This window comes from Bradyrhizobium sp. AZCC 1693, assembly GCF_036924745.1.
GTDB lineage: Bacteria > Pseudomonadota > Alphaproteobacteria > Rhizobiales > Xanthobacteraceae > Bradyrhizobium.
Genome location: NZ_JAZHSD010000001.1, coordinates 1,923,773 through 1,947,948, shown reverse-complemented (window position 1 = coordinate 1,947,948; position 24,176 = coordinate 1,923,773). Strand labels below are relative to the sequence as shown.

Sequence of the window (24,176 nt, the reverse complement as noted above, 5' to 3'; positions counted from 1 at the left end):
GTCCGATCACCGCCCCGCCTTCGGCTTCCATCGGTGACTGAGAGTGTTGTGCTCCCGCCCGTTTCGGAGAGCCACCATGCCCCGCATCCAACGCAATCAACTCACAGCGCCGTTACAAGACCGTCTGATGCCGGAGGCCATGCGCCTCAAGGACGAGACGAAGGAACTCCCGCCGGGTTCGTTGCGCGACGCCAGGATCAGAAAAGCTCGCCAAGCTGTAACCGCTTGCCGTGTGAATGAGTGGCTCTCGTCGCCCGGCCTGCAAGCGCCGCAGTAGGGTCGCCTCAGTTGGCGGCCTCGTTCGGAGCACTCTGGTGGCGGACGGGTGTGATCTACCAGATCTACCCGCGCTCCTTTCAAGATACGAACGCCGACGGCATCGGCGATCTCAAGGGGATCGAGCGGCGGCTCGACTATCTTGCCGGCCTTGGCGTCGACACCATCTGGATCTCACCCATCTACCCCTCGCCGATGGCTGATTTCGGCTATGACGTCGCCGATTATTGCGACGTCGATTCGCGCTTCGGCGTGCTTGCCGATTTTGACAGTCTGCTTTCACAGGCCCATGCGCGCGGGCTCAAGATTCTGCTCGACTTCGTGCCCAACCACACATCCGACCGGCATCCCTGGTTCGTCGAGAGCCGCGCCTCGCGCGACAATCCGAAACGGGACTGGTACATCTGGCGCGATCCCGCGCCGGATGGCGGGCCGCCCAACAACTGGATCAGCGATTTCGGCGGCTCGGCATGGGAGTGGGACCAGGCCACCAGCCAATATTACTACCACGCCTTCCTGAAGGAGCAGGCGGACCTCAATTGGCGTAATCCGGCTGTGAAAGCGGCGATGTACGACGTGATGCGCTTCTGGTTCGACCGAGGCGCGGATGGCCTCCGCATCGACGTGCTGTGGCACCTGGTCAAGGCGGCAGACTTCCCGGACAATCCGCCCAACCTTGCCTATCAGCCGGCGATGGGCGACTTGCACCGCGTGCTCCAGCTCCATTCGACCGACCAGCCCGAGGTGCACGAGATCGCCGCCGACATGCGCGCCATCGCTGATAGTTATGGCGCCAGTGGACGGGGCGAACGCGTACTGATCGGCGAGATCTACCTGCCGGTCGATCGGCTGCTGCGCTATTACGGCCGGGAACGGGCAGAGGTGCACCTGCCCTTCAACTTCCAGCTCATCGATGCCCCATGGGAGGCGCGCTCCCTCGCAACGCTGATCGCCCACTATGAGGCGGCGCTTCCGCCAGGCGCTTGGCCGAATTGGGTGCTCGGCAACCATGACCGGCCGCGCGTCGCAGCCAAGCGTGGGCAGGCCCAGGCCCGCGTCGCGGCGATGCTGCTGCTGACGCTCCGCGGCACGCCCACCCTCTACTACGGAGACGAGTTGGGCTTGAGCGATGTCGCAATCCCGTCTGCCCAGGTTCAGGATGCGCGAGGGCTGCGCGAACCCGGGCTCGCCTTGGGCCGCGATCCGGTCCGCACGCCGATGCCGTGGAACGGGAGCGTGAATGCTGGCTTCACCACGGCTAAGCCTTGGCTGCCGCTCAATGACGACTGGCCTATTCGCAACGTTGCGCGGATGGCGCAGGAGCCTCATTCGATCCTGGCGCTTTATCACCAATTGCTGGCCGCCAGGCGCGCGCATCCAGCGTTGGCGATCGGCGACTTTGCGCTACTGGACGCGGAGGGCGATGTACTCGCCTATGAGCGTCGGCACGGTGCCGAGCGATTGATCGTAGCACTCAATCTCGGGGAACATTCGCATCGCCTGGAGCTGCCGGACTGGGCGAGCGATTGCCGGGTGCTGTTGTCCACTGTCGCCGACGCAGCGCTGGCCGGAGACGGTGCCGTGCTGCTACGGGCGGACGAGGGCGTGATTCTGACGGCCGACTAACGAAAGCAACGAAGGACAACCGCGTGCGTATTGCCATGCTAGCTCCAATCTCCTGGCGCACGCCGCCGCGCCATTATGGTCCATGGGAGTTGGTGACGAGCCTGTTGACCGAGGCGCTGGTGGCGCGCGGCATCGACGTCACCTTGTTCGCCACGAAGGATAGCCGGACGGCGGGTAAACTGGCCGGTGTCTGCCCGGCGCCCTATTCTGAGCACCCCACCATCGACGCCAAGGTATGGGAGATGCTCCACGTCGCCCATGTATTCGAGCGCGCGGGTGAGTTCGACCTCATTCACAACCATGCCGATTTCGTGCCGCTCGCATTCTCGCGGTTGGTGGAGACACCGGTGGTGACGACGATCCACGGCTTCTCCTCGGAGCGCATCCTGCCCGCCTTCAAGGCATACGAGGATCGCGTCCATTATGTCGCGATCAGCGATGCCGATCGCCATCCGGACCTGCGCTATGCAGCAACAATCCACCACGGTATTCGGCTGGAGGACTTTCCCTTCGACCCGCACGGCAGCGAAGACCTGCTCTTCTTCGGCCGTATCCACCCGGACAAGGGGGCGGCCGAGGCGATTGCGGCGGCAGGTCGAGCGGGGCGGCGGCTGATCATGGCCGGTATCGTCCAGGATCAGGACTATCATAACGAGCAGGTCGTGCCCGCGCTAAACGAGCGTTCCGTGGTCTATCGCGGCCCGGTGGGCGGAGCGGCCCGCACGAAAGGCCTGGGCTCAGCCCGCGCGCTGCTCCATCTTATCAATTTCGACGAGCCGTTCGGACTATCGGTCGTGGAGGCGCTCGCCTGCGGCACGCCGGTGATCGCCTGCAACCGCGGATCGATGCCCGAGTTGATCGACGATGGCGTGACTGGTTTCTTAGTCAACAACGTCGATGAAGCCGTAGATGCGATCAGCCGTGTCGGCGAAATTGATCGCGCCGTATGCCGAGCAACGGTGTCTGAGCGTTTTACGGTCGACCGGATGGCTGATCGGTATCTGGACTTGTACCGATCGCTTCTTGGCTGAGGACCTTCTCGGCTTCATTGCCTAGCTTCGTCTGCTTGTCGCACTTTTTGAGAAATGCCGGACGGCTTTGGCGATGTCCGTTGACGGGGCCAGACCGGAAGTCGGCAGTTCGCAGCCAAACCCCACTCGTTCGTGCCCCATGCTAGATTTGGCCGTCTCTGGCTGGATGGACCTAGCTCAAATTTCCCCATGATGGATTGGAGCGAGAGTTTAAGTTTTTCAATCAGTTAGAAGGCGCTGTGTGCACGACGTGTGCACCGGGAGATCCAGAAAAATCTAATGATGGCAAACTTGAGCAGTCAGTGCTCGACGCGATCGAATTGGCGAGGGAAGTGCAGCCACCTGCGACCGAGAAACTGATCTCGTTTGTCGGCATGGCGAGCAGACCGGCGTTGGTTTCGCCGGTGGGGTAGGGCGCTGCTCTTCAGCGTAACAGCGAAGAATGGTAATGTTGGGCGTTCTAGTGACTCGAACCCGACAAGCGAGCTCGATAGAAAGGGACCCGCTCCCTCCGCGGTTAATACCTTCGGCAAGGTCTATTCTCGCGGAGCGAACTTTGTGACGAGATGCAGGGATACTTGCCTGGACGTCCAGCGGCCATCGGTGGCTTCCGCGCCATCAAATGTACGGGACGATCGTCCGGTGTCTCAAATGAAAACCGGAATCTGTTCACGTTCGCTAGTGCAGGATACGTCGTGAAACGAGCGGCCGTGACCTTGTCAGCTCGACGAGCGGAGTGAACCGCTGCGTCGAAGTACGATTGTCTCAAGTGCCTGGATCGCGATAAACAGCACCGAGGAAATCGCTGCGAGGACCACGATTGCTGTCATCACGAGGTTCATCTGGAGAATCTGGCTACCGTAGGTGATCAGGTATCCAAGACCTGCTTTCGCGGCTTGGAACTCACCAACGATGACGCCGACAAGCGCCAATCCCACATTGACTTTAAGGGTCGAAATCATGGTCGGAATGCTGGCGGGAAGCACGATCTTCCACAAAACCTGCCGATACGATGCACCGAACAATCGAACCAGCTTGATCTTGTCCGGATCGACGGCGTTGAAGCCCGTGTAGAGCATGATGATGGTGACAAAAACACTCACCGCGATCGCCATGGCATAGATGGAAGCCATATCGCCAAGCCAGATGTAGAAGATTGGCACCAGTGCGATCTTGGGAACGCCGTTGAGCACAACGATGAATGGGTCAAGCACGCGATACAGGAATGGCGAAGACCATAGGGCGATGGCGCACACCAGACCAAGCGCCATGCCACCGCAAAATCCGATCATGATCTCGCTGAGCGTCGTCCAGACATGCTGGACAAGACTCCCGTCCTGCAGCATGACGAAGAGCGTCCTCGCCACCGCTGAGGGATAACTGGTGAGCATCGGATTTATCCACCCGGCGCGCGCGATCTCCCACACGCCAAGGAAGAGTGTAACGAGGCCGATCTGCCATGCTTGAATAATAAGCGCGCGACGGCGCAGCCCGCGCAAATATTTTCGGTAGGACGCGCTTTGCGTGATAGCCGCCGGTGATGGAGCCGTCTGCGCGGCCGCTGTCGCGATTGTTTCAATGGCCATCCCGGGCTCCTACTGCATTTGGTGGACGTCGAGTTCGTCCCAAATTAGCTGAAAGTACCCACTGAATTCAGGACACTTGCGCGCTTGAAAAGGAGTCGGCCGGTCCAGCCCAAAACTGGGATAGGCAATGCTGTGCACCGACTTGATTCGGCCCGGGCGTCGGCTCATGACGACGACCCAATTGCCCCGTTTTGCATCGAGGTCATGAGGCGTGCGCGGGACCGCTCAAATGTTACAAGCTCCACCTCTGGAAATCGTGTTTTGAACTCAAGCAGAGTTGCTCGCAAGTTTCCGGACGAAATCGAGGTGTAGAAGCCGATGGAAAGTCGGCCATGTTCTCCCCGACTTATTGATCGCGCTGTTGTGACGAGTGCATCGATCTGTTCCAGGGTTATCCTCGCCATCCGGATTACACTTCGTCCAGCAAGTGTCGGCTTTACGCCGCTTCCAGACCGGACAAACATGATCACTTCAAGCGAATGTTCGAGCTCCCGAATCGAGCGACTAAAAATCGAGTGACGAATTCGAAGGAGTTCTGCGGCTCGACGCACGCTTCCGTAGTCGGCCGCGGTCACCGCGTGCCGAAGTTTGTCGGAGCATCAGGACCGTGCGAAAAGGACCATCAACCCTGCGTTGGTGATGGAAACATCGATATCCGGGTGGCGTCCTTGCTTACGTCTCGAACCGGGGCAGCCCGATGACGTATAACTCTAATTCGCTCGCGGCTGTCAGCGTCACCGCCGCGTCGCGCGGTACCTCGATCGCGGCGTAACGTTCGAAGGACTGCCCGTTGGCGTCGCCGTTTCCGTCGATCACGAAGAACAGCCGGTGCTGTCCCGCGTCCGCCGCCACATAGCGCGCGTCAGCCGCGAGCCGGAGCTGCGCAATGTCCAATCCCCGCTCGTTGAAGCGCCCCAGCGGCTTGCTCGCGACCCCATCCTCGCCCAGGTCGGGGACATAGGCAAAGCGGTCCGGCCACATGATCAGCGGCGCGTCGTAGCGTGGCGGCTCGTAGCTGATCGGACGGCCGAACACCTGCTCCCACGCTGCTTCGTAACCGTCGCGATTCTGCTTCTGTCCCGCCTCGTCTATCCAGCTGAAGACGCCCTGTTCGAAGTGCCCCTTGTTCTGCAGGTTCGCTATGCCGGCATCCATCTGAGCGCGGTTCATATAGCCGCTCCCGCTGGGGCCGCCAACCTGTAGCAGCAGTGTGCGGGAGGCTCCCACCCCCTTCTGCGTGTAATATGTGCCTTCGCAGAAATACCCGACTGATCCGGCTTGCTGCACCTGATCCGCGCCGAAGCTCATGCTGCCGTTCAACATGATCCGTACTTGCTCGAAATTGTGGCGGTGGCGCGGAGTAAAGAACTCGTCCTCGATGTCCACGATCGTCAACAGGTAGTTGTCTCGCGCGAACGGCGTCCCCTCGAGCAAGTTAACGAAACGGATCCCTCCGGGCCGGTGCGGACTGCCGCCGACGCGCGGCGCCGTGGCGAAGTGGCTTATTCTCATGGACGAACTCCTGTGGCGGACGATATTAACCATATTAGTCGGACTGCTCGATTTGCCTTGCGATCGGGATGTCAATCCGATCGCAAGTCGGCGACACAAGTTCAGTCAGTCGTGCAAACAGTGCGGACGGCATCGATATTTCGCTATTGGTCGGGGCGGAGCTAGTCGACATCCCGGACGTTGGCTGCAATGCTGTGCGCATGGCGACGCAGCGCTTGCTGCCGATGGAACGTTGCGCGCCAACCAACACCGCGCGCCGCCACGAATTGCCTCCCCTGTTTGGCGCCTAAGCTAGGGGCGGCTAGGAGGGTGGGTTAGCGCGAGCGTTCGTAAAAGCTTCGCAAGCGTTCGCTTAACAAATCCGCCTGGCTGTACCATCTGACCTTGCATCTCCAGCCTGCCGTTGATCGAGCTTCAATTTCGGCTGCTGCCTACTCAGGCCACTTGGGTCGCGGGCCAGCCGGTCACGCAGCCATCGCAACCACCATCGTGGCGCGCGAGTCGAAAAATGCCGAACGGGTGACGCGCGGTAACATCCGTCTGTCGTGTCCATATCGCGGCGTTACCGGCGCCGCTGTTCGCGCCTGATTAACCGGGATTCAGGGCGCGCGCGCTGCGCCGCCAACGTGCCGGGGGCGCCTTGAAGCGCCTTCGGAATGCAGTTGCGAAGGATGTGAGGGAGCCATATCCGACACGGTCGGCGACCTCGGCCACGCTGACTCCGTCGACCCGCAGCAGCTTTGCTGCATATTGTAGCCTGCGCTCTGTCACGTATTGCGCCGGGGCCTGACCGATCACACGTGTAAATCGCTGCACAAACGCGGTGCGTGACATCCCGGCGATTCGCGCCAGATCTGCGCTGGTCCATTCGTCGCCGAGGGCGGCGTCGATGGCGCGCAGCGCCCGCGCGATGCCCGGATGGCCGGCCGGGCGCACGCAATAATCTGGTAGGCCCGCGACGGCCTGCATCATCAGCGCATCGCATAGCCGATTGATGACGTAGGGCGATGCTGGACGATTGAGCGTCGCTTCCACATCGATCAGTGATACCAGGCTAGCGACCGACGAGCCGCCGGGGTCAAGCGCTCCGCGCAGAATAATTTGGCTTGGCAAGGCATGCAGCGCGCGCTGGACACGGAAATCCTCCCAGGTGCAGCGGGCGGCCATGAATTGCACTCGCACCGGGCCCGCGCCGTGGCGAAATCGCTTGAACTCGCGGATGCGCTGTTCGGCGATCAGGCGAACAGGCTCGAATTCCCACCGCCCCGGTTCGGAGCAGAGCGAATGCGCGTCACCACAGGGTACGATCGCTACGTCGCCGGTCACCAGTTCGGCGGGTTGCGAAGCTCCACCCAATTGCAGCCAAGCCGTTCCGGCGGTGATCACATAGATCGCGGCCGCCTCGGCATCGGGAATGAACCCGCCGGTGCTTCCGGCCAGATCGATGTAGCCGACCTGGGATCGCGAGAAGTGAGTCGAACTTATCGCCGACACGCCTTGCATGACGCTATCTCTCCCCTGATTCCGACGTCCTCGGACGAGGCCGGGCGCCTTTCGCCGTATCCGGCAACGCACGTCGGGCTTTGTCAAGCGGACGCTCGCTAAACTTTTCTGAACGCTCGCGCTAACGCGCTCTTGGGGGAGGGCCTTACGGTAGGTGCCGATACAGAGGGAAGGGGCATTCGTGGCGTTATTGTTCAAGCAAGCTTGGGGCATCGTCTCGCGCGCGATCGCGGCCGGGGAACGCGATAGCGTCAAGATCGCTGCCGTGGTCGTCGATCAAGGCGGGCATGTGGTGGCTGCCGCGCGCATGGATGACGTGGGCTTTATGAGCGGCCTTCAGGCAATCCGCAAGGCGGTCGCCAGCGCCACATTTGGTGCCCCTACGCATGCGGTCGCCAGTTTTGCATCCGGCGACCCCGCCCTCGTGGCCGCGCTGCATGCGGAATCCGCCATCAATATTCTTCCCGGCGGCCTGCCGATCATCGCTGACGGTATCTGCGTTGGCGCGCTTGGCGTGGCCGGTGGACACTACGCCCAGGATCAGGCCGTCGCCGAGGCCGCGCTCGCCGATGCCAGCGTACACAAATAGGAGATTTGGAGCATGAGCATGGACCAGAACGCATCGCATGCAGCCTCCGACGGCGCGGTATCACAACGGGGCCGTCGCGTCCCGCCCCAGGGCGTCGGTGGGTACGACCAGAATTGGTATCCGCTGTGCCTTTCGTCGGACGTGCCGGCCGGTAGCGTTAAGGGGTACGACTTCCTTAATGGTCGCGTCATCGCATTCCGCGGAGAGAGCGGAGCGTTGGCCGTTACCAGTGCGTATTGCCGCCACCTGGGCGCCGATCTCAGCGGCGGTGATGTGATCGGCGACGATATCCGTTGTCCATACCATCACTGGTCTTATGCCAAATCCGGCGCGTGCGTGAAGACCGCAACCGGCGACAAGCCATCTGCATCGGCTCGGCTGTTCAAGTTTCCGGTCGAGGAAAAGTGGGGGTTGGTTTGGGTCTTCAACGGCGAGGAGCCGTTGTACGAGGTGCCTCACTTTTCTGAGCATGCCGAGGAAGAACTGACATATCGGCCCTCGCGGGAGGACGTCCTGCCAGTCGATCCGTTTGTCATCTTCTCCAACACGATGGATATTCAGCATCTGCGGTCCGTGCATGGCATGACCGTGGATTTCGATCCCGACAAAGTCATCATCACGCCGTACCGGATCGAGTATCGCGCGCCGATCGTGGTGCCGGGATTCGGACCGATGAACCAGCACGTGACGCTGTGGGGCACCAACGGGATCACATTGGTCGCCGACATCAACGGGCGCATGCTGCTGCAGATGTCATTCGGTTGTGCGTTGCCGGGTGGCCGTACTGCCAACTTCACCGTTACAGGCACGCCAAAGAGCAAGGGCGAAGCAGGTGAGGACGAAGCAATCGAGCAGTTGATTGCAATGGGGCAGGCGTTCGGCCGCCAACTCATCACGGAGGATACGCCGATCTTCGAGCGCATTCGGTTCAGCCAGGATGTGCTGAACGCATCCGACCGCGGGCTATCGATCTACCTGAACCACGTCCGCAAATATCCGCGGGCGAACCCCGCGGGCGACCTGATCATCTAACCTCTATCGCGCAACACGGACATCAGCATGACCGGTTCTGATTCACGCTTGATCATCGCTACGAAGTTGCTTGAGGCCCTCGCCGCAAAAGACTTGGACGGCGTAATGGCCTGCGTGACCGAAACGGTCACAATGGATACCCCGATGGGGCCCAAGAAAGGACAAGCCCAGACTCGTGGCATGTTTAGCATGGTGACGGCGATGGGCGGCAAGCCGTCTGCGCCAAAAATTGACAGCGACGCAATCCATGCTCGCGTGGACTCGGCGATGACGAAGTCTGTGATGACGATGCATTTCACGGGAGACTTGGTGTCGCACATCGTCGTCACGTTGGGCTGAACCGCGTTGGGTTAACTCGTCGAGCGCCGTTGACGGCGCCAAGGCGGAGGGCGGGATCAAGCCGCCGCTCGGTCGATAGGGAAGAAGACAGTTGAGGCTGTGCGTGCTTGAGCTTTTTTGGGGCAGTCGCATGTGGATGGCCATCTGTCGATCGGGCAGCTGTTCGATATCTGAGCTGAAGTCGGCGGGTTCTCCGTGCAGTTCGACCTCAGTCTTAGAATACTGCGGCGTCGTGCGGATCCGCATGACCGCGTGGCAACTTCCGCTTGAGACCAAGTCGATAGCGTCTGGGATTCCATTGGGCTGACTAAGGTTGTGGGGGACACGTCGCTCTAAGCTGGGACAGCGAGAGGCACGTAACTCGTGCGCGTAGTCCAAAGATTCTGCAATTGAGAAATGATCCGGCCATTGCCGGAGAATCAAAAATATAGGAAGGGGGAGAAGTAAATGAAGCGCGCAGTACGAGGGTTCTCGACAGCGATCGCAGTCGTCTTTGGCATTGCAATGGTCTCCGGACCGCAAGCAAATGCAGCCGACTCCATTAGACTTGGTGGTCCGATCGGCGGAAGTGATATTCGCTCAGCGCTGCTGCCACCACCGGGGCTTTACGCGGGAGTTATAGGCTCCAACCTTGACGGGTATTCGCTTTATGGTCCGGGCTCCCAGCAACAGTTTCCGGATTTCAAGAGTTCTGGCCTACTCGGCGGTGTCGGTGCGCTCCATGTTTACGATCTCGACCTATTTGGCGGCCGACTTGCCTCCGGAGGATTCGCCGATATCGAGCGTGATTGCGCGGGCTTGACGGGCAGTACCAAGGTGTGCGCATCCGGCCTCGCCGACCCCTATGTTGATGCCCTCATTTGGAGCAAATTTTTTCCGAGCGCAGCGTATTCCGAACAGGATCCGAAGCGAGGGCCTCCGATCCCCTTCGGTCTGGCGATAGCCCCTGGTTTGGGTCTTTTTCTACCCATCGGGAATTACGACATGGACCGAGCGGTGAACCCCGGCGGAAACCACTGGATCGTTGCGCCCAATATCGCGGTTACCTATACGGCGAGAGGTCTCATTGGCGATGCGACGGAGCTTAGCGCCAGACTATTTTACAATGCTCAGTTCAAGAACCCTGCGACAGACTACCGTTCCGGCGACATAATCAATGTGGACTTTGCTCTGACCGAAAGGTTCGGTCCTTTCCAGGCCGGGATTGCAGGAACCTTCTATCAGCAAGTTGGCGACGATATTCAATACGGTCAACCGGTCTACCCCAATGGCAAGCGTGCCGCCGGTCTGCAACTCGGTCCGGTATTGTCCTATGACTTCACGTTAGAGGGGCGCCCCTACTATATCAAGGCGAAGACACTGCTCGGAGTCAGGGGTGAGAACACAGTTGGCGCCAACATTGGCGTCCTAAGCATCGGTGCCAAGTTGTTCTAGCGTTCCGAGTTGCCGCGACATACTGCCAGTCAAATCGTAGGGGAAAACGAGTACTGGCGTGCGCGGCTCGATGTGTGCGCAACAAGCAATTGGGAAAGGAATATACCAGCGAAGCAGGTAAGTGTAGGAAGGATCCTGCCCTTCGCAGCTCGCGGTTGATGCAAACGCGAATTCTGACCGCAACCTACAGGAGACATCGAGAAGACGAATCGGGAAGCAGTGCTTGACGGCTAACATGAAGAGACGGGCGCTGAGGCGGAGGCCGCAGGCACCGAGCCGTGAGGTTTTAAATCTTTTGTCTGCGTCGCCATTGGAGTCACGTGAGGGCTCCTACGAAGTCCGCGGTTTTGGTCCGGCCAAGTCTTGTTGAGTTTCCAGGATCCGCTGGCAGGCCGGATCGTCTGCTATTCCTCCCGAGATTGACTAGGCCACTGCCAGAGATCCAGCAGCGGCCCTTTTTTCCCCTCCAGGATAACATCTATCATAAGGAGACGGGCGCTGAGGCGCAGGCCGCAGGCGCCGGTCCCTGAGGTTTCGAGTTCTTCGTCAGAGCCAGATGAGCGCGGGCACGAATCCGAGGATTTTGGCTTCGAATGCGCCTCCAAATCTATTCCGCCGATGAAGCTCTCGGTCCGTAGCATCGGGGTCGTAGCCTTGCAAACTTCTCATGCATCAAGGGCGCGTTGATGGCGCGCGGTATGCGGTAGTCGTCGTCCTTTTTCAGAAATCTGCTCCCGCTTGCTGTCAAAACGCCGATAGCTTCTTGTCAATCTAGAAGCTAAAGAGGTCGGGCCCCGAGCGATCGTCCCATGTCGTCGGAGCCTCAGCCCAGGCAAGCACGAGTGCTCCGAACCTGCTTTCGATCCGGAAGTGTGAGGCTGCTTCAAGGAACTGCAGTTGGACTGAACGGCCGTCACGTTCAACCTTCTGGTAATCGTAGATCAGGCGCCTGGCCACACCAGCCACGCTCGTCGATACCGAGGAGATCCGGTCGACCGGTATGTTGATGTCCGGCATGACCTCCGGATTTTCGTTGACGATGCGAGCGACTTGCGCGCCAGAGTGGAACGTCGGCGCACCCGCTTTTCCCGGGCCCTCGTAAATCACGGGTCCTTCGAGGCGCGAAGCGGCCAGCGTGCGCCGATAGGCGATCGCGTCGTGGGTCGCGCCCGCCAGATTGATCCCCATGTCTCCAATGGTCGCTCCGCCCTGGTAGTCTGTCAGGCCACCGTCGAGAAAATAGCTAAAGGCGATATCGCGATGCTGGTGAAGCCCGCATTCTCAGCCTCAAGCCGCAACTTCGACTTGAATGGCAAGGCCAGCACGGCCAGAACGAAACAGAACAGCCCGATCATTCGGCCAGCTAGGCGATTCCGTCACGCCATCAACTCGGATAAGGTTTTCGGTACAGACAGCGCCGTCGCGGAGCAGAACCGTCCGGGGTTGATCTCCCGGGAGATCTTAAGGGCGGCGAACGTCGCCGCGCGTTTTGTTATTCTGCCGCGGTCGATTCCAAGCGAGCGGATCTCATCGAGATCTGCATGGTTGCGAATCGTACAAGTTCGGTCGCAAGAAGGCGAACCCCTTGGGACTCCCGCTCGGAGCGATCGGAAGGCTCCGCCTGAAGTGCACGACTGTCCATGGCCAGGCCAAACGGGGTCGGCCAGCCACGGAGGGCATGCACGATCGATCGGAGTGATGACAGTGTGGTTCCCACTGCCTGGACCCCATCCGCAATCACTATGCAGCCGACCGGACGACCCTCGAGGTATGGTCTCTCGGCCGTTCGCAACTCCTCAAGATGATCAAGGGCGTTTTTTACCAGACCGGACACAGACCCGTGATAGCATGGGCTGGCAATGATAAGACCATCACAAACGCGTACGGCATCGAGCAGTCGAATACCCGAAGCCTGAAGATTTCCCGGCGAATAGTGGCCGAGTCCCATCAGATCGACGCTGCCAAAGGCCTGTGTTTTGGCGCCCAGTGCTTCGGCGGCGTTCAGCACGTCGAAGAGGGCCCGTTCAGTGCCGGAGTTTTCGCGGGTGGTGCCACCAATCCCAACGAGGAAGGGACGCCCGACGACGAAGCCTTCATCCCGGCTAGCGTCCGTAGCTTCATTGTAAGGTCGCCTGGTTGAAGGCGGACTGCGTGACGAGTCGTCCGCCTTTTTGCTGCCGGCGGAATCGGAAGGGCGCCTTATCTTGGCTATCATGGAATTCTTCTTCCCCAAGGACAGCTTTTGCAGGGAATGGGACAGGTCTCCTGGTGCTTGGAGGTGCCGAGTCTGGATCGCCTGGATTGTCCGGCCGTTCTGGCGTGCACTGTGCCGTCCGTGCCACGAGCCTCAGGGCCAGGCTCGGATTTCGCCACCGGTTGCTTCTGAATTTCGTCAGTCAAGACACTACACTTCGCATGGCGCCACACAATGTGGTCGCCTCAGGTACACCACCCTAACCGGGGCACGTTATGCGATCGCGATCGGTGATATGCCCATCAGGCATAACCACATTTCGCGTCCACTGGTCGAAGCTGGGCGTCTACGCTAATTTGAATCCAGCACAGGCGCATGGCCGGCATTATGGGAGCTCTCTTTGCATGGGCGTGAGCCTGTCGACCCCCACCGAACGCAACCGACGTAGCGGCCGCGAGCGGCGCCTAAAGACACGCGCGCGTCTGCTTGAAGCTGCCATCGAGGTGATTTCAGAACGAGGACTTGAGCTTCCGGTCATCGATGATTTTATCGCAAGGGCAGCAGTGTCCCGGGGCTCCTTCTATAATCATTTCAGGACAAAGGACGAATTGCTTACAGCCATCAGTGATCAGCTCCGCCAGGACCTTGTTCATTCGTTCGAAATATCCAAGTTGAGCATCAAGGATCCTGCGGAGCGGCTTGCGTGCGGTGTTCGCCATATCATACATCGCAGTCAGGCCGACCCGCGCTGGGCATTGCTCCTTCTGCACATTCGCCCAAAGATCAACAAGGTTGAGGCTGCGTTTCGCGCAGGACCCAGGCGGGACATTGCCAACGCTGTGGGGAGCGGCCGGCTACCTCGGCAAGACGTCGAAACGGCCGTGGATTTTGTGATGGGGGCGGCTATCGAGGCTGTTCGGGCCGTTATCTCGCTTCCCCGGCCCGAGGACTATGCGGAGCAGGCTGCAACCATGATTCTGAGAGGTCTTGGTCTTCGTGCCTCCGAGGCGTCCGCGACAGCCCGTCGCGCCATGCCGGATTTGAGTGTTTCCTAGCTCGCGCCGGCATTCGCGTTCGACCACTAGCCTCAAAGATCCCTTCGGCCATTGACGAATTGGTCGAACACGGAAAAGTCGACAGTGGACCGTCGCGATCTCAATGCCGATTCCGCAGGTCTCTTGGCTTCCGGGACTGTGCAGAGTGGGCCCGGATGGCCGACCGCAATTGCGGTCAGCATGGAATAGCATGCCGGGACGCGCAGCACGCGACGCGCCCGCAACGGGTTGAAACCCTGCAGCTGGTGAAATACCAATCCGTCATTCGCAGCCTGAAGTGCCATCTGCGCCGTAGCCATTCCCACCTCGTACTTGTGCAGGCGATTGGGAATGTACCAGTATTTCCCGCGGTAAAACCGTCTGCCCAGGACAAAGAGCAGGACAGGAGCATTGCGGGCCCAGTGATTTCCACTGAATAGTGTCGCCTGTGCCGCCTTGAGGAGAATCTCGTTGCGCCGCGTCACTACGACGTAGGCCCATGGTTGATTGTTCATGCTGGAGGCCGACCATCGCGCCGCTTCGACCACGGTTGCGAGAGCCTCATGCGTAACGTCTTGCGATGGGTCAATGGCCCGCGAACTCCAACGTCCCGCGATCAGCGGGTGAATTGGATGCTCCGTTATCCCCGGTCGCAGAATGGGTGGTAGTTCCGCGGTCATGCGTCGTTCAGCGGGTCGCACCGAGCCTCAATCATTCCGATCCGATCGAGCTCGACCCTGACGATGTCGCCTGCCTTCAAGAACGTACGAGGCTTCATGGCGGCACCGACGCCGGCCGGCGTACCCGTGAAGACAAGGTCGCCCGGCTCAAGTGTCACGGCCTGCGAGAGGTGCTCGATCTGCTCCCAAAGGCTGTAGATCTGCTGGCCGGTATTGGCCGACTGCCTGAGCTCACCATTGACATAGGTTTTCAGGCTCAGGGAATGAGGGTCTTCGATCTCATCTGCTGTGACGATCCAGGGGCCAAATGGCGCATGAGTGTCAAAGGACTTGGACAGGCTCCACTGTTGTGAGCGGAACTGCCAGTCGCGGGCTGTAACATCATTCCCCACGCAATAACCAAACACAGCAGTTCGCGCGTTCTGTCTTTGCAGGAAACGAGGCGCGGGAGCCATCACCGCCACGAGCTCGCCCTCATAATCAACGGCTGCCGAGATCTTCGGCAGATCAATTTTGTCGAAAGGACCGTTCGTGGCGGTCGCAGCCTTGAGCAGCCAGATCTGTTGCTGTGGCGCGCTCTGGCTGCTTTCCTCGGCGTGCTCCCGATAGTTCAGCCCTATCGCGAAGATCTTGCCCGGGCGGGCTATTGGTGCATGCAGCCTGGCGTCGCTTAAAGGAATCCAGCTTTCCTTGCGGCGGGGCAGTTCCGCGATTTCGTCGCGCAGTTCTGGCCACCGCTGAATGAGCTGCCGCATGTCAGCGCCGATAAAGGGCAAGGTAGCAGTGATCGAGACGATCCCGTTGCCTTCAACCAGGCCAAGCTCAAGTTCACCACCGGTCGAAAAACGGGCGAGCTTCATGCTCGATCTCCAGGCGCGAGTATTCTCAATAGAATTGATTGTTGGGTTCGCGACCAGTGAGCGCCCGGCCAAGCAATTCCATTGAGGGCCGTGTGTTCAGGAATGCGTGCCGACTACCGACGTTCAGGTCGCGCCAGAGCCGCTGAAGTGCATTGTCATTGGCGAACGCGGATGCGCCAGCTATGTTCATAAGGGTCTCGGCCGCGGAACGCAGCAGGTGAGCAGCATAACCGCAGTCGGCCTGAATTCGGGCGCGCTCCTGGAATGTCAGCACACGCGTTTGCGCCAGGCTGTCGACGTCATGCGCGGAGCGTCTCACCAGCTGCCAAGCTGCTCCGATCACCGTTGCGGCCTCGCCAATCTGCTCCAGCACCACCTCAGATGCGGATTGCGTCGGATACAGCCAATAGGTAAGTCCGCGCCGGCCGGCATTGGAGACGACGGTATCGAGGATCGCTTCCGCAGCACCAAGCAATGGTCCTATGATCGCTAGCGGCAGTACGGCGGAAAAGGGCCAGCGGTCCCTCGGTTCGAGCTCCGGAATGCCGAGCAATTGCGCCTCCGTCGGAGCCTGTGACTTCAGTGCTGCACATTCCTGCGGAACGAATACGTCGTTGGCCAGGAGAGTATGGCTTCCCGAGCCGCAAACTCCTGCGACGTTCCAGCTATCCCTGATGCTGACGCCTTCCGGACCGATGGGCATCGGCACCATTCCACTGTCGATGACCGTCGCCTCAGCATCAAGCACCTGCACCCCGCAGAGAGCCCAGTCGGCGTGCATGCAGCCAGACGCGAAAGTCCAGCTGCCGCTTACGCGATAGCCTCCCTCAACCTGAACAGCCTTGCCTGAGGGGGTGAGAACGCCACACACGAGCTCTTCGCCGGTGGTAAAGATTGCTTTTGAGATCCAGGGTGGCAATGCCGCCGCTGCTCCTGTGGTCGCACACAATATGTTATATGACCAGGCTGTTCCGACGCAGCCCTTGCCGAGTTCGGCTGCGACCTCGATCAGGGTCATCAGTGGGGCGCCGGGCCCGCCGCAGCGCATTGGCTTCGCAAGGTTGAACAGACCGCTTTCCCTGAGTGCTTTCAGCACCTCACCTGGAATCTGCCGCTCACGCTCGCACCTGGCAGCGTGCTCGGTGAGTAGTGGTCTCAAGGCCGCTGCCAGGGCGATCGCATTCTTCGTGGTGGTTTCATCATCGGGGGCACAATTGTCGTCGCTGGTCATTTTTCTTGTTCCGGAAGATGCCTCGGTGGGAGCACGCCTGTGCAGCTGGATCACGCGCTCAGAAACTCAAGCGTCCACCCGTTAAACTGGTGCGGCGCTTCATAGTGGGGCCAGTGCCCGACACCATCCAAGCGGATAAGTCGACCATTTGGTAGGGCTTCAAACATTGCCTCAACGATCGCGATCGTGCGGTCCTGCGCCTCGCAGATCCCCAGGACCGGATGCCGGATCGAGCGTAGTTGCGCACGTGAAAATGTGTTCTGCTGCCGCACCTCGTAGTCCCACCACCAGTAGACCTTGTCGGCGACATCGACTGCGCCCGGCTGCCGGGTCACATCGAATCGTGCCGCGATCATGTCTTCCGGAAGCCGACGCTGATCGGGAATGAGGTCAGTGAGGACAGCCCTCGCGGCCTCCAAGGTTGGCGTGCGCGCGAATTCCATGCGCAGCTTTCTAAGGTCGCCCAGCATGTTGCGGTCAGTCCACATGCTGTGCCAGGAGTCTGTTGGCTCAGGCAGCGGCCCGCCAGCCGGTGAGACGAGAACAAGACGGCGGACCAACTCGGGATATTCGAACGCGCACCGCAGCGCATTCCAGGAGCCTACAGAACATCCGATCAGATCGATCGTCGTCGCGTCGATGACCTGCGCCAGATCCTTCACAAATCTCGCGGTGTGGAAGCTGTCATATGAGCCCTCCGGCTTGTCGCTGTAGCCGCAGCCCGGGATGTCGACGGCCCAACAGTCGTACCGTTTACCAAGAGCGCCGAGATTGGCGACGAAAGTCTCGGCGTGTCCCCCCGTACCCGCCAACATGATCACCTTCGGCGCCTCAGAAGGTCCGGAACGCAGGTAACGGATCCGGCAGCCCTTGACGTCAAGCCAGCCCTGTTGAAACGGGACGTGACGAAGGTCGGTCCAGATGCTGCGAAAATCCGTTCCCGGCTCCTCGGCCCGAACGACTTCCTTTGCGACGCTGCCATTCATGTTGGTAGTCCTCCCAAAAAGTGCCGAAGCATCGTTGTGCGCCTAGCTAGGCCGTCAATTCTGAGCCAGACTAAATCACCCGCGCATGGGCTAGGGGTATGCAAGGACGATCGTCGATATGCCAATCGGGCATAATGTTTTCAGGCGAGGTCGTGTCGCGCCCGTTGAATGCCGAGGACGCGCCCCATCTCTGCGGTGCTGCCCGCCGGCTCATGATCGCTCTGCACTGCTTGAGGGACGGATTCCTGAGATCGGGAGCTCGTTAACTTCGATCGCGAACGAACAGACGCGACATTTGCTGCAGATCGTTGGGGCCGTACCTGCTCAACTCCGTTTAACGCGCAGGTGTGAGACGCGAATGAGCTGATCATGGCCCGTGGGACCGGCTAAAGCCTCAATTGTCTCCCGCAACGGCTGTGCCTACTCTTTTTTCCGCGCCGGCGGGCGGCATTCCTCGCAGGAAGTCAAAAACAAGCTTGTCGCTTTCCTTCGCTGGCACTGCGGGCTATCTTCCGGCCTGCAGCCGCCGGGACAACTCCTGCGCGCGATCGTTCAGATAATGTAACGCCGACCAGACGCTCAAACTGGGCGGGTCGGCCGGCTCAATCTCGAATGCCGAATTGTGAGCAGTTCTGCGGCCCGCCGAAAGAGTCGGGACTAAGCTGCCGCGACCGCAAATCGCAAATGATGCAGACTAATATTGGCTGAAGCACGCGAACTATAATTCGGGCATTCCCTTGTTGGCCGGGCCACGGAATCGGGCCGCGCAAGGTAGTACGCCCTGTCGCAGACCGTGCTCAGGGCGTGCTGAAAGATCGATCGGCTCGCCGCATCACGGGGAGCTGGCCTGGATCATCGATCATCCGGACCCGCCAGACTCCTGACCCAACGCGCTCGCGCTGTTTGGCTTCAGAGCACCGTGACGAGATTGATCAGCCAATTCAGGTCGCTGCCCTGGTTCTTCACGTAGGTAAGGCTTGGGTGATCCGTGTAACTCAGACCCGTCGTCACATAGAGTCCCGGTCGGACACGGGCCGTATAGGCAAACGTGACTGAATTGCTCCCATCCCTGTGCGCGAAGAGTCCTGTCAGCGGAGCCGCCATGTTTACGGAGGATACGAGATAACGGCTGAAGATGTTGCGGTTATAGGAGAGGACCATCAGATCCATTGGGCGAGAATCGAATGCGGATTCCGGGGATTGCGGCCAGGGATTCCGATTGAACGCGACCATGCGGTCCGATCGAATGCGGCCACCTGTTCCGACGAAGGCGGCCGGGGTGTCGTTGCCGGCGTGAGGAGTTGGGTCAGCTTTTCTTGGCGGCGTCAAGATTGGCACGTTGGGCAGCTATTTTTCGCATGCTGTCTCCTTTGAGGATGAGGCGGTGAGCGTTGTGGACGAGGCGATCGAGGACGGCATCGGCGATGGTCGGGTCGGCGATGACCTCGTGCCAATGCTCGATCGGCACCTGGCTGGTGATGATGGTCGATCCACGCTGGTGGCGATCGTCGACGACTTCGAGGAGATCGCGGCGCTGCTCGCCAGTAAGCGGGGCAAGGCCCCAATCATCCAGGATGAGTAAATCGACCCTCGATAGCGTCTTAAGGAGCCGCGCGTAGCGTCCGTCGCCGCGGGCAAGGGCCAGAGCTTCGAACAGCCTTGGCAGGCGATGGTATAAGACCGATCGATTATCGCGGCATGCCTTGTGGCCGAGCGCGCAGGCGATCCAGCTCTTGCCGACGCCGGTCGGCCCGGTGATGAGCAAATTTTGCTTGCGGCCGATCCAATCGCCATCGACGAGCTTGGCAAAGAAGGCGCGGTCGATGCCGCGCGGAGCGCGCAGATCGACATCTTCGACGATTGCGGTCTGCCGTAGCGAGGCGAACTTCAGGCGCACGATGAGCCTTTTGTTCTCTCGCTCGGTTGCTTCGCGATCGATCATCAGGCCGAGGCGCTGCTCGAAGGTCAGCGCGGTGACGTCCGGTTGGCGTTGCTGATCATCGAAGGCCTTGGCCATGCCGGCGAGCCCGAGAGCGGCGAGACGTTCGTGGGTGTGGTTGCTGAGCATAAGGTCTCCTTGTTGCTGGTCAGTGGTAGTAGCCGCGGCCACGGATGTTGCCGTGCTGGATGGGATCGGCGTCGGGGGTGGTGTCGGGAAGGAAGGCCTTGTCCAGGCCGGTCTTGAGGATCGAGGCGATCGACCGATAGCTCGCTGAGCCGATGCTGATCCCACGGCGGCATGCGGCTTCGAGACGTTGCGTCCCATAGGTCTTTTCCAACCGCAGGATGCCGAGACAGGATCGGAAGCCCTGCTCGGGATGCGGCTTTGTCCGCATGATCGCCTCGCACAGCGCGATCGTGGACGGACCGATCTGCTCGGCGGCGGCCAGCAGACGCGCCGGCGTCCAGAAGGCGTATCGGCGATGCGCGCTCGGCATGTGCTCGGGGATCGTGGTGTGGCGGCGCTTCACGCCCGAGCGGGCGTGGCTGGCGATGCGGGTGCCGCGATGGAACACCTCGATGGTAGCCTCGGTGGCCCGCACCTCGACGACCTGGCGGATCAGGCGGGATGGCACCGAGTAGAAGTGTCCCTGAACTTCGACGTGGTAATCCGGTGCCACGCGGGCACGACGCCATTCGGCGTACTGATAGGGCTCGGCCGGCAGCGGCATCAGCGCCGGACGATCGATGGTGTTGAAGAACTCGCGGCGGCTGGCACCGAGCTTGCGCATCAGGCGGGCGTTGAGTTCGTCGACCAGGATGCGGATCGCGACGTTCAACTCGGCGAGCGAGAAGAAGCGCCGGTTGCGCAGCCGGGCCAAAATCCATCGCTGGACGATAAGAACCGCCGCCTCGACCTTGGCCTTATCGCGCGGCTTGCGCGGCCGGGCCGGCATAATGGTGGTGCCGTAATGGGCGGCGAGATCCTGGTAGGTCCGGTTGACGCCCGGCTCGTAGCGGCTCACCACCGTCACCCCGGCCTTCAGATTGTCGCAGACGAGCGCCTTCGGCACCCCGCCCAGGAAGCTAAGCGCATCCACATGGGCGCCGATCCAGTCGGGCAGCGTCTCGCTGAACCGGGCTTGGGCAAAGGTGTAATTCGACGCTCCCATGACCGCGACGAAGATCTTGGCGGCGCGCACCTCCCCGGTGAGCCCGTCGAACACCGGCATGGTATCGCCGGCGAAGTCCACGAACAGCTTTTCGCCGGCCGCGTGGGTCTGTCGCATGGTCGCCGTGACCCCGTGGCGCCATTCGACGTAGAGGTCGCAGAACCGGCTGTATCCGTAGCCGTCGGGATGATGACCGCGGTATTCCTCCCACAGCAGCGCCAGCGTCACGCCGCGGCGGCGCAGCTCGGCATGGATCTGTCCCCACTCCGGAAGCGGCTTCGATCGCGGTGGGTTATAGCCAGCCGGCGCAAACAGCTTGCGCTCCAGCGCGGTGTCGTCGAGCTCCTCCGGTATCGGCCAGGTGATGCCGATCACCGCGGCGCGGCGGACATACTCCGCGATCGCCGTGCGGCCGATCCCGACCGATCGGGAGATCACCCGATCGCTCGCCCCACAGGCATACTTCAGGCGCAGAACTTCTCGAATCTTCCGCATCGGCAATCTCTCGGCGGGCATCAGACCTCCCATTGCGTGGACCGCAAAAGGAGGACCTTGCCCCGTTCAGATTGCCGACAACGCGCCCCGTCTCACCCTATCAACAGGGTGGCCGCCTTCGTTCGGATTGGCTGGCCGCTTTCGATCGGAATCGGTGACCGCTTTCCGTCGGAATCGGTGGCCGCCTTGCCTCGGATTCCGCAGCTGCGGATTCCGGGGATTGCGGCCAGGGATTCCGATTGAACGCGACCATGCGGTCCGATCGAATGCGGCCACCTGTTCCGACGAAGGCGGCCGGGGTGTCGTTGCCGGCGTGAGGAGTTGGGTCAGCTTTTCTTGGCGGCGTCAAGATTGGCACGTTGGGCAGCTATTTTTCGCATGCTGTCTCCTTTGAGGATGAGGCGGTGAGCGTTGTGGACGAGGCGATCGAGGACGGCATCGGCGATGGTCGGGTCGGCGATGACCTCGTGCCAATGCTCGATCGGCACCTGGCTGGTGATGATGGTCGATCCACGCTGGTGGCGATCGTCGACGACTTCGAGGAGATCGCGGCGCTGCTCGCCAGTAAGCGGGGCAAGGCCCCAATCATCCAGGATGAGTAAATCGACCCTCGATAGCGTCTTAAGGAGCCGCGCGTAGCGTCCGTCGCCGCGGGCAAGGGCCAGAGCTTCGAACAGCCTTGGCAGGCGATGGTATAAGACCGATCGATTATCGCGGCATGCCTTGTGGCCGAGCGCGCAGGCGATCCAGCTCTTGCCGACGCCGGTCGGCCCGGTGATGAGCAAATTTTGCTTGCGGCCGATCCAATCGCCATCGACGAGCTTGGCAAAGAAGGCGCGGTCGATGCCGCGCGGAGCGCGCAGATCGACATCTTCGACGATTGCGGTCTGCCGTAGCGAGGCGAACTTCAGGCGCACGATGAGCCTTTTGTTCTCTCGCTCGGTTGCTTCGCGATCGATCATCAGGCCGAGGCGCTGCTCGAAGGTCAGCGCGGTGACGTCCGGTTGGCGTTGCTGATCATCGAAGGCCTTGGCCATGCCGGCGAGCCCGAGAGCGGCGAGACGTTCGTGGGTGTGGTTGCTGAGCATAAGGTCTCCTTGTTGCTGGTCAGTGGTAGTAGCCGCGGCCACGGATGTTGCCGTGCTGGATGGGATCGGCGTCGGGGGTGGTGTCGGGAAGGAAGGCCTTGTCCAGGCCGGTCTTGAGGATCGAGGCGATCGACCGATAGCTCGCTGAGCCGATGCTGATCCCACGGCGGCATGCGGCTTCGAGACGTTGCGTCCCATAGGTCTTTTCCAACCGCAGGATGCCGAGACAGGATCGGAAGCCCTGCTCGGGATGCGGCTTTGTCCGCATGATCGCCTCGCACAGCGCGATCGTGGACGGACCGATCTGCTCGGCGGCGGCCAGCAGACGCGCCGGCGTCCAGAAGGCGTATCGGCGATGCGCGCTCGGCATGTGCTCGGGGATCGTGGTGTGGCGGCGCTTCACGCCCGAGCGGGCGTGGCTGGCGATGCGGGTGCCGCGATGGAACACCTCGATGGTAGCCTCGGTGGCCCGCACCTCGACGACCTGGCGGATCAGGCGGGATGGCACCGAGTAGAAGTGTCCCTGAACTTCGACGTGGTAATCCGGTGCCACGCGGGCACGACGCCATTCGGCGTACTGATAGGGCTCGGCCGGCAGCGGCATCAGCGCCGGACGATCGATGGTGTTGAAGAACTCGCGGCGGCTGGCACCGAGCTTGCGCATCAGGCGGGCGTTGAGTTCGTCGACCAGGATGCGGATCGCGACGTTCAACTCGGCGAGCGAGAAGAAGCGCCGGTTGCGCAGCCGGGCCAAAATCCATCGCTGGACGATAAGAACCGCCGCCTCGACCTTGGCCTTATCGCGCGGCTTGCGCGGCCGGGCCGGCATAATGGTGGTGCCGTAATGGGCGGCGAGATCCTGGTAGGTCCGGTTGACGCCCGGCTCGTAGCGGCTCACCACCGTCACCCCGGCCTTCAGATTGTCGCAGACGAGCGCCTTCGGCACCCCGCCCAGGAAGCTAAGCGCATCCACATGGGCGCCGATCCAGTCGGGCAGCGTCTCGCTGAACCGGGCTTGGGCAAAGGTGTAATTCGACGCTCCCATGACCGCGACGAAGATCTTGGCGGCGCGCACCTCCCCGGTGAGCCCGTCGAACACCGGCATGGTATCGCCGGCGAAGTCCACGAACAGCTTTTCGCCGGCCGCGTGGGTCTGTCGCATGGTCGCCGTGACCCCGTGGCGCCATTCGACGTAGAGGTCGCAGAACCGGCTGTATCCGTAGCCGTCGGGATGATGACCGCGGTATTCCTCCCACAGCAGCGCCAGCGTCACGCCGCGGCGGCGCAGCTCGGCATGGATCTGTCCCCACTCCGGAAGCGGCTTCGATCGCGGTGGGTTATAGCCAGCCGGCGCAAACAGCTTGCGCTCCAGCGCGGTGTCGTCGAGCTCCTCCGGTATCGGCCAGGTGATGCCGATCACCGCGGCGCGGCGGACATACTCCGCGATCGCCGTGCGGCCGATCCCGACCGATCGGGAGATCACCCGATCGCTCGCCCCACAGGCATACTTCAGGCGCAGAACTTCTCGAATCTTCCGCATCGGCAATCTCTCGGCGGGCATCAGACC

At 61.1% G+C, this 24,176-nt stretch carries 22 protein-coding genes and 1 pseudogene; 7 read left to right on the top strand and 16 right to left on the bottom strand.

Going from position 1 to position 24,176, the window contains the following annotated elements:
- Positions 1 to 288 precede the first annotated feature (288 nt).
- Together V1293_RS09610 and V1293_RS09605 are read left to right on the top strand one after the other, a co-directional pair.
- Positions 289 to 1,902, top strand: a complete 1,614-nt coding sequence (locus V1293_RS09610) for an alpha-amylase family glycosyl hydrolase (RefSeq protein WP_334508821.1) — start codon at positions 289 to 291, stop codon at positions 1,900 to 1,902.
- 23 nt (positions 1,903 to 1,925) lie between these two features.
- A complete protein-coding gene (locus V1293_RS09605; protein ID WP_334508819.1) occupies positions 1,926 to 2,933 on the top strand; it encodes a glycosyltransferase family 4 protein in 1,008 nt (335 codons plus the stop codon).
- 719 nt (positions 2,934 to 3,652) lie between these two features.
- On the opposite strand, the gene V1293_RS09600 is transcribed toward V1293_RS09605, so the two are convergent.
- From V1293_RS09600 to V1293_RS09585, 4 genes and pseudogenes are all read right to left on the bottom strand, one after another.
- On the bottom strand, positions 3,653 to 4,519 hold the full coding sequence (locus tag V1293_RS09600; RefSeq protein WP_334508817.1) for an ABC transporter permease: 867 nt from the start codon (positions 4,517 to 4,519) through the stop codon (positions 3,653 to 3,655).
- Between the two features lie 164 nt (positions 4,520 to 4,683).
- A pseudogene (locus V1293_RS09595) lies at positions 4,684 to 5,097 on the bottom strand (LysR family transcriptional regulator); the annotation flags it as partial.
- A 94-nt stretch (positions 5,098 to 5,191) separates the two neighbouring features.
- A complete protein-coding gene (locus V1293_RS09590; protein ID WP_334508815.1) occupies positions 5,192 to 6,031 on the bottom strand; it encodes a hypothetical protein in 840 nt (279 codons plus the stop codon).
- A 588-nt stretch (positions 6,032 to 6,619) separates the two neighbouring features.
- Positions 6,620 to 7,534 (bottom strand): AraC family transcriptional regulator, encoded by a 915-nt coding sequence (locus tag V1293_RS09585; RefSeq protein WP_334508813.1) that lies wholly within the window; start codon positions 7,532 to 7,534, stop codon positions 6,620 to 6,622.
- A 181-nt stretch (positions 7,535 to 7,715) separates the two neighbouring features.
- Here V1293_RS09585 and V1293_RS09580 point away from each other — a divergent pair, with 181 nt between their 5' ends.
- The 4 genes from V1293_RS09580 to V1293_RS09565 all read left to right on the top strand — a co-directional run bounded on the left by V1293_RS09580 (position 7,716) and on the right by V1293_RS09565 (position 10,928).
- On the top strand, positions 7,716 to 8,123 hold the full coding sequence (locus V1293_RS09580; RefSeq protein ID WP_334508811.1) for a GlcG/HbpS family heme-binding protein: 408 nt from the start codon (positions 7,716 to 7,718) through the stop codon (positions 8,121 to 8,123).
- A gap of 12 nt (positions 8,124 to 8,135) precedes the next feature.
- The gene (locus V1293_RS09575; protein WP_334508809.1) at positions 8,136 to 9,155 is read left to right on the top strand and encodes a Rieske 2Fe-2S domain-containing protein; all 1,020 of its coding nucleotides are present in this window, start codon (positions 8,136 to 8,138) and stop codon (positions 9,153 to 9,155) included.
- 27 nt (positions 9,156 to 9,182) lie between these two features.
- On the top strand, positions 9,183 to 9,494 hold the full coding sequence (locus tag V1293_RS09570) for a nuclear transport factor 2 family protein (RefSeq protein WP_334508808.1): 312 nt from the start codon (positions 9,183 to 9,185) through the stop codon (positions 9,492 to 9,494).
- A 447-nt stretch (positions 9,495 to 9,941) separates the two neighbouring features.
- Positions 9,942 to 10,928: a SphA family protein gene (locus V1293_RS09565; protein ID WP_334508806.1), complete on the top strand. Its 987-nt coding sequence runs from the start codon at positions 9,942 to 9,944 to the stop codon at positions 10,926 to 10,928.
- Positions 10,929 to 11,699: 771 nt separating this feature from the next.
- Here V1293_RS09565 and V1293_RS09560 read toward each other — a convergent pair.
- The 3 genes from V1293_RS09560 to V1293_RS09550 all read right to left on the bottom strand — a co-directional run bounded on the left by V1293_RS09560 (position 11,700) and on the right by V1293_RS09550 (position 13,143).
- Positions 11,700 to 12,116 (bottom strand): hypothetical protein, encoded by a 417-nt coding sequence (locus tag V1293_RS09560; RefSeq protein ID WP_334508805.1) that lies wholly within the window; start codon positions 12,114 to 12,116, stop codon positions 11,700 to 11,702.
- Positions 12,117 to 12,148: 32 nt separating this feature from the next.
- Positions 12,149 to 12,283: a hypothetical protein gene (locus V1293_RS09555; RefSeq protein ID WP_334508803.1), complete on the bottom strand. Its 135-nt coding sequence runs from the start codon at positions 12,281 to 12,283 to the stop codon at positions 12,149 to 12,151.
- Between the two features lie 137 nt (positions 12,284 to 12,420).
- On the bottom strand, positions 12,421 to 13,143 hold the full coding sequence (locus V1293_RS09550) for an NADPH-dependent FMN reductase (RefSeq protein ID WP_334508801.1): 723 nt from the start codon (positions 13,141 to 13,143) through the stop codon (positions 12,421 to 12,423).
- A 383-nt stretch (positions 13,144 to 13,526) separates the two neighbouring features.
- Here V1293_RS09550 and V1293_RS09545 point away from each other — a divergent pair, with 383 nt between their 5' ends.
- On the top strand, positions 13,527 to 14,177 hold the full coding sequence (locus V1293_RS09545) for a TetR/AcrR family transcriptional regulator (protein WP_334508799.1): 651 nt from the start codon (positions 13,527 to 13,529) through the stop codon (positions 14,175 to 14,177).
- Positions 14,178 to 14,209: 32 nt separating this feature from the next.
- Here V1293_RS09545 and V1293_RS09540 read toward each other — a convergent pair whose 3' ends face one another.
- The 9 genes from V1293_RS09540 to istA (V1293_RS09500) form a co-directional block, all read right to left on the bottom strand.
- Positions 14,210 to 14,836 carry a nitroreductase family protein gene (locus V1293_RS09540; protein ID WP_334508797.1) on the bottom strand — a complete coding sequence of 209 codons (627 nt, stop codon included), beginning with the start codon at positions 14,834 to 14,836 and terminating at the stop codon, positions 14,210 to 14,212.
- On the bottom strand, positions 14,833 to 15,696 hold the full coding sequence (locus V1293_RS09535) for a fumarylacetoacetate hydrolase family protein (protein WP_334508795.1): 864 nt from the start codon (positions 15,694 to 15,696) through the stop codon (positions 14,833 to 14,835). The genes V1293_RS09540 and V1293_RS09535 overlap by 4 nt, the downstream gene beginning before the upstream one ends.
- Positions 15,697 to 15,721: 25 nt before the next feature.
- Positions 15,722 to 16,927: an acyl-CoA dehydrogenase family protein gene (locus V1293_RS09530; protein ID WP_334508793.1), complete on the bottom strand. Its 1,206-nt coding sequence runs from the start codon at positions 16,925 to 16,927 to the stop codon at positions 15,722 to 15,724.
- A 50-nt stretch (positions 16,928 to 16,977) separates the two neighbouring features.
- Positions 16,978 to 17,913, bottom strand: coding sequence for an alpha/beta fold hydrolase (locus tag V1293_RS09525; protein WP_334508791.1), 936 nt, complete (start codon positions 17,911 to 17,913; stop codon positions 16,978 to 16,980).
- Between the two features lie 909 nt (positions 17,914 to 18,822).
- The gene (locus tag V1293_RS09520; RefSeq protein ID WP_334508788.1) at positions 18,823 to 19,083 is read right to left on the bottom strand and encodes a hypothetical protein; all 261 of its coding nucleotides are present in this window, start codon (positions 19,081 to 19,083) and stop codon (positions 18,823 to 18,825) included.
- 136 nt (positions 19,084 to 19,219) lie between these two features.
- On the bottom strand, positions 19,220 to 19,981 hold the full coding sequence (gene istB / locus V1293_RS09515; RefSeq protein ID WP_334507425.1) for an IS21-like element helper ATPase IstB: 762 nt from the start codon (positions 19,979 to 19,981) through the stop codon (positions 19,220 to 19,222).
- A gap of 19 nt (positions 19,982 to 20,000) precedes the next feature.
- Complete coding sequence (istA, locus tag V1293_RS09510) at positions 20,001 to 21,542, bottom strand: IS21 family transposase (protein WP_334507423.1); 1,542 nt, start codon at positions 21,540 to 21,542, stop codon at positions 20,001 to 20,003.
- Positions 21,543 to 21,847: 305 nt separating this feature from the next.
- On the bottom strand, positions 21,848 to 22,609 hold the full coding sequence (gene istB / locus V1293_RS09505) for an IS21-like element helper ATPase IstB (RefSeq protein ID WP_334507425.1): 762 nt from the start codon (positions 22,607 to 22,609) through the stop codon (positions 21,848 to 21,850).
- A gap of 19 nt (positions 22,610 to 22,628) precedes the next feature.
- Positions 22,629 to 24,170 carry an IS21 family transposase gene (gene istA, locus V1293_RS09500; protein ID WP_334507423.1) on the bottom strand — a complete coding sequence of 514 codons (1,542 nt, stop codon included), beginning with the start codon at positions 24,168 to 24,170 and terminating at the stop codon, positions 22,629 to 22,631.
- Between the last annotated feature and the right edge of the window lie 6 nt (positions 24,171 to 24,176).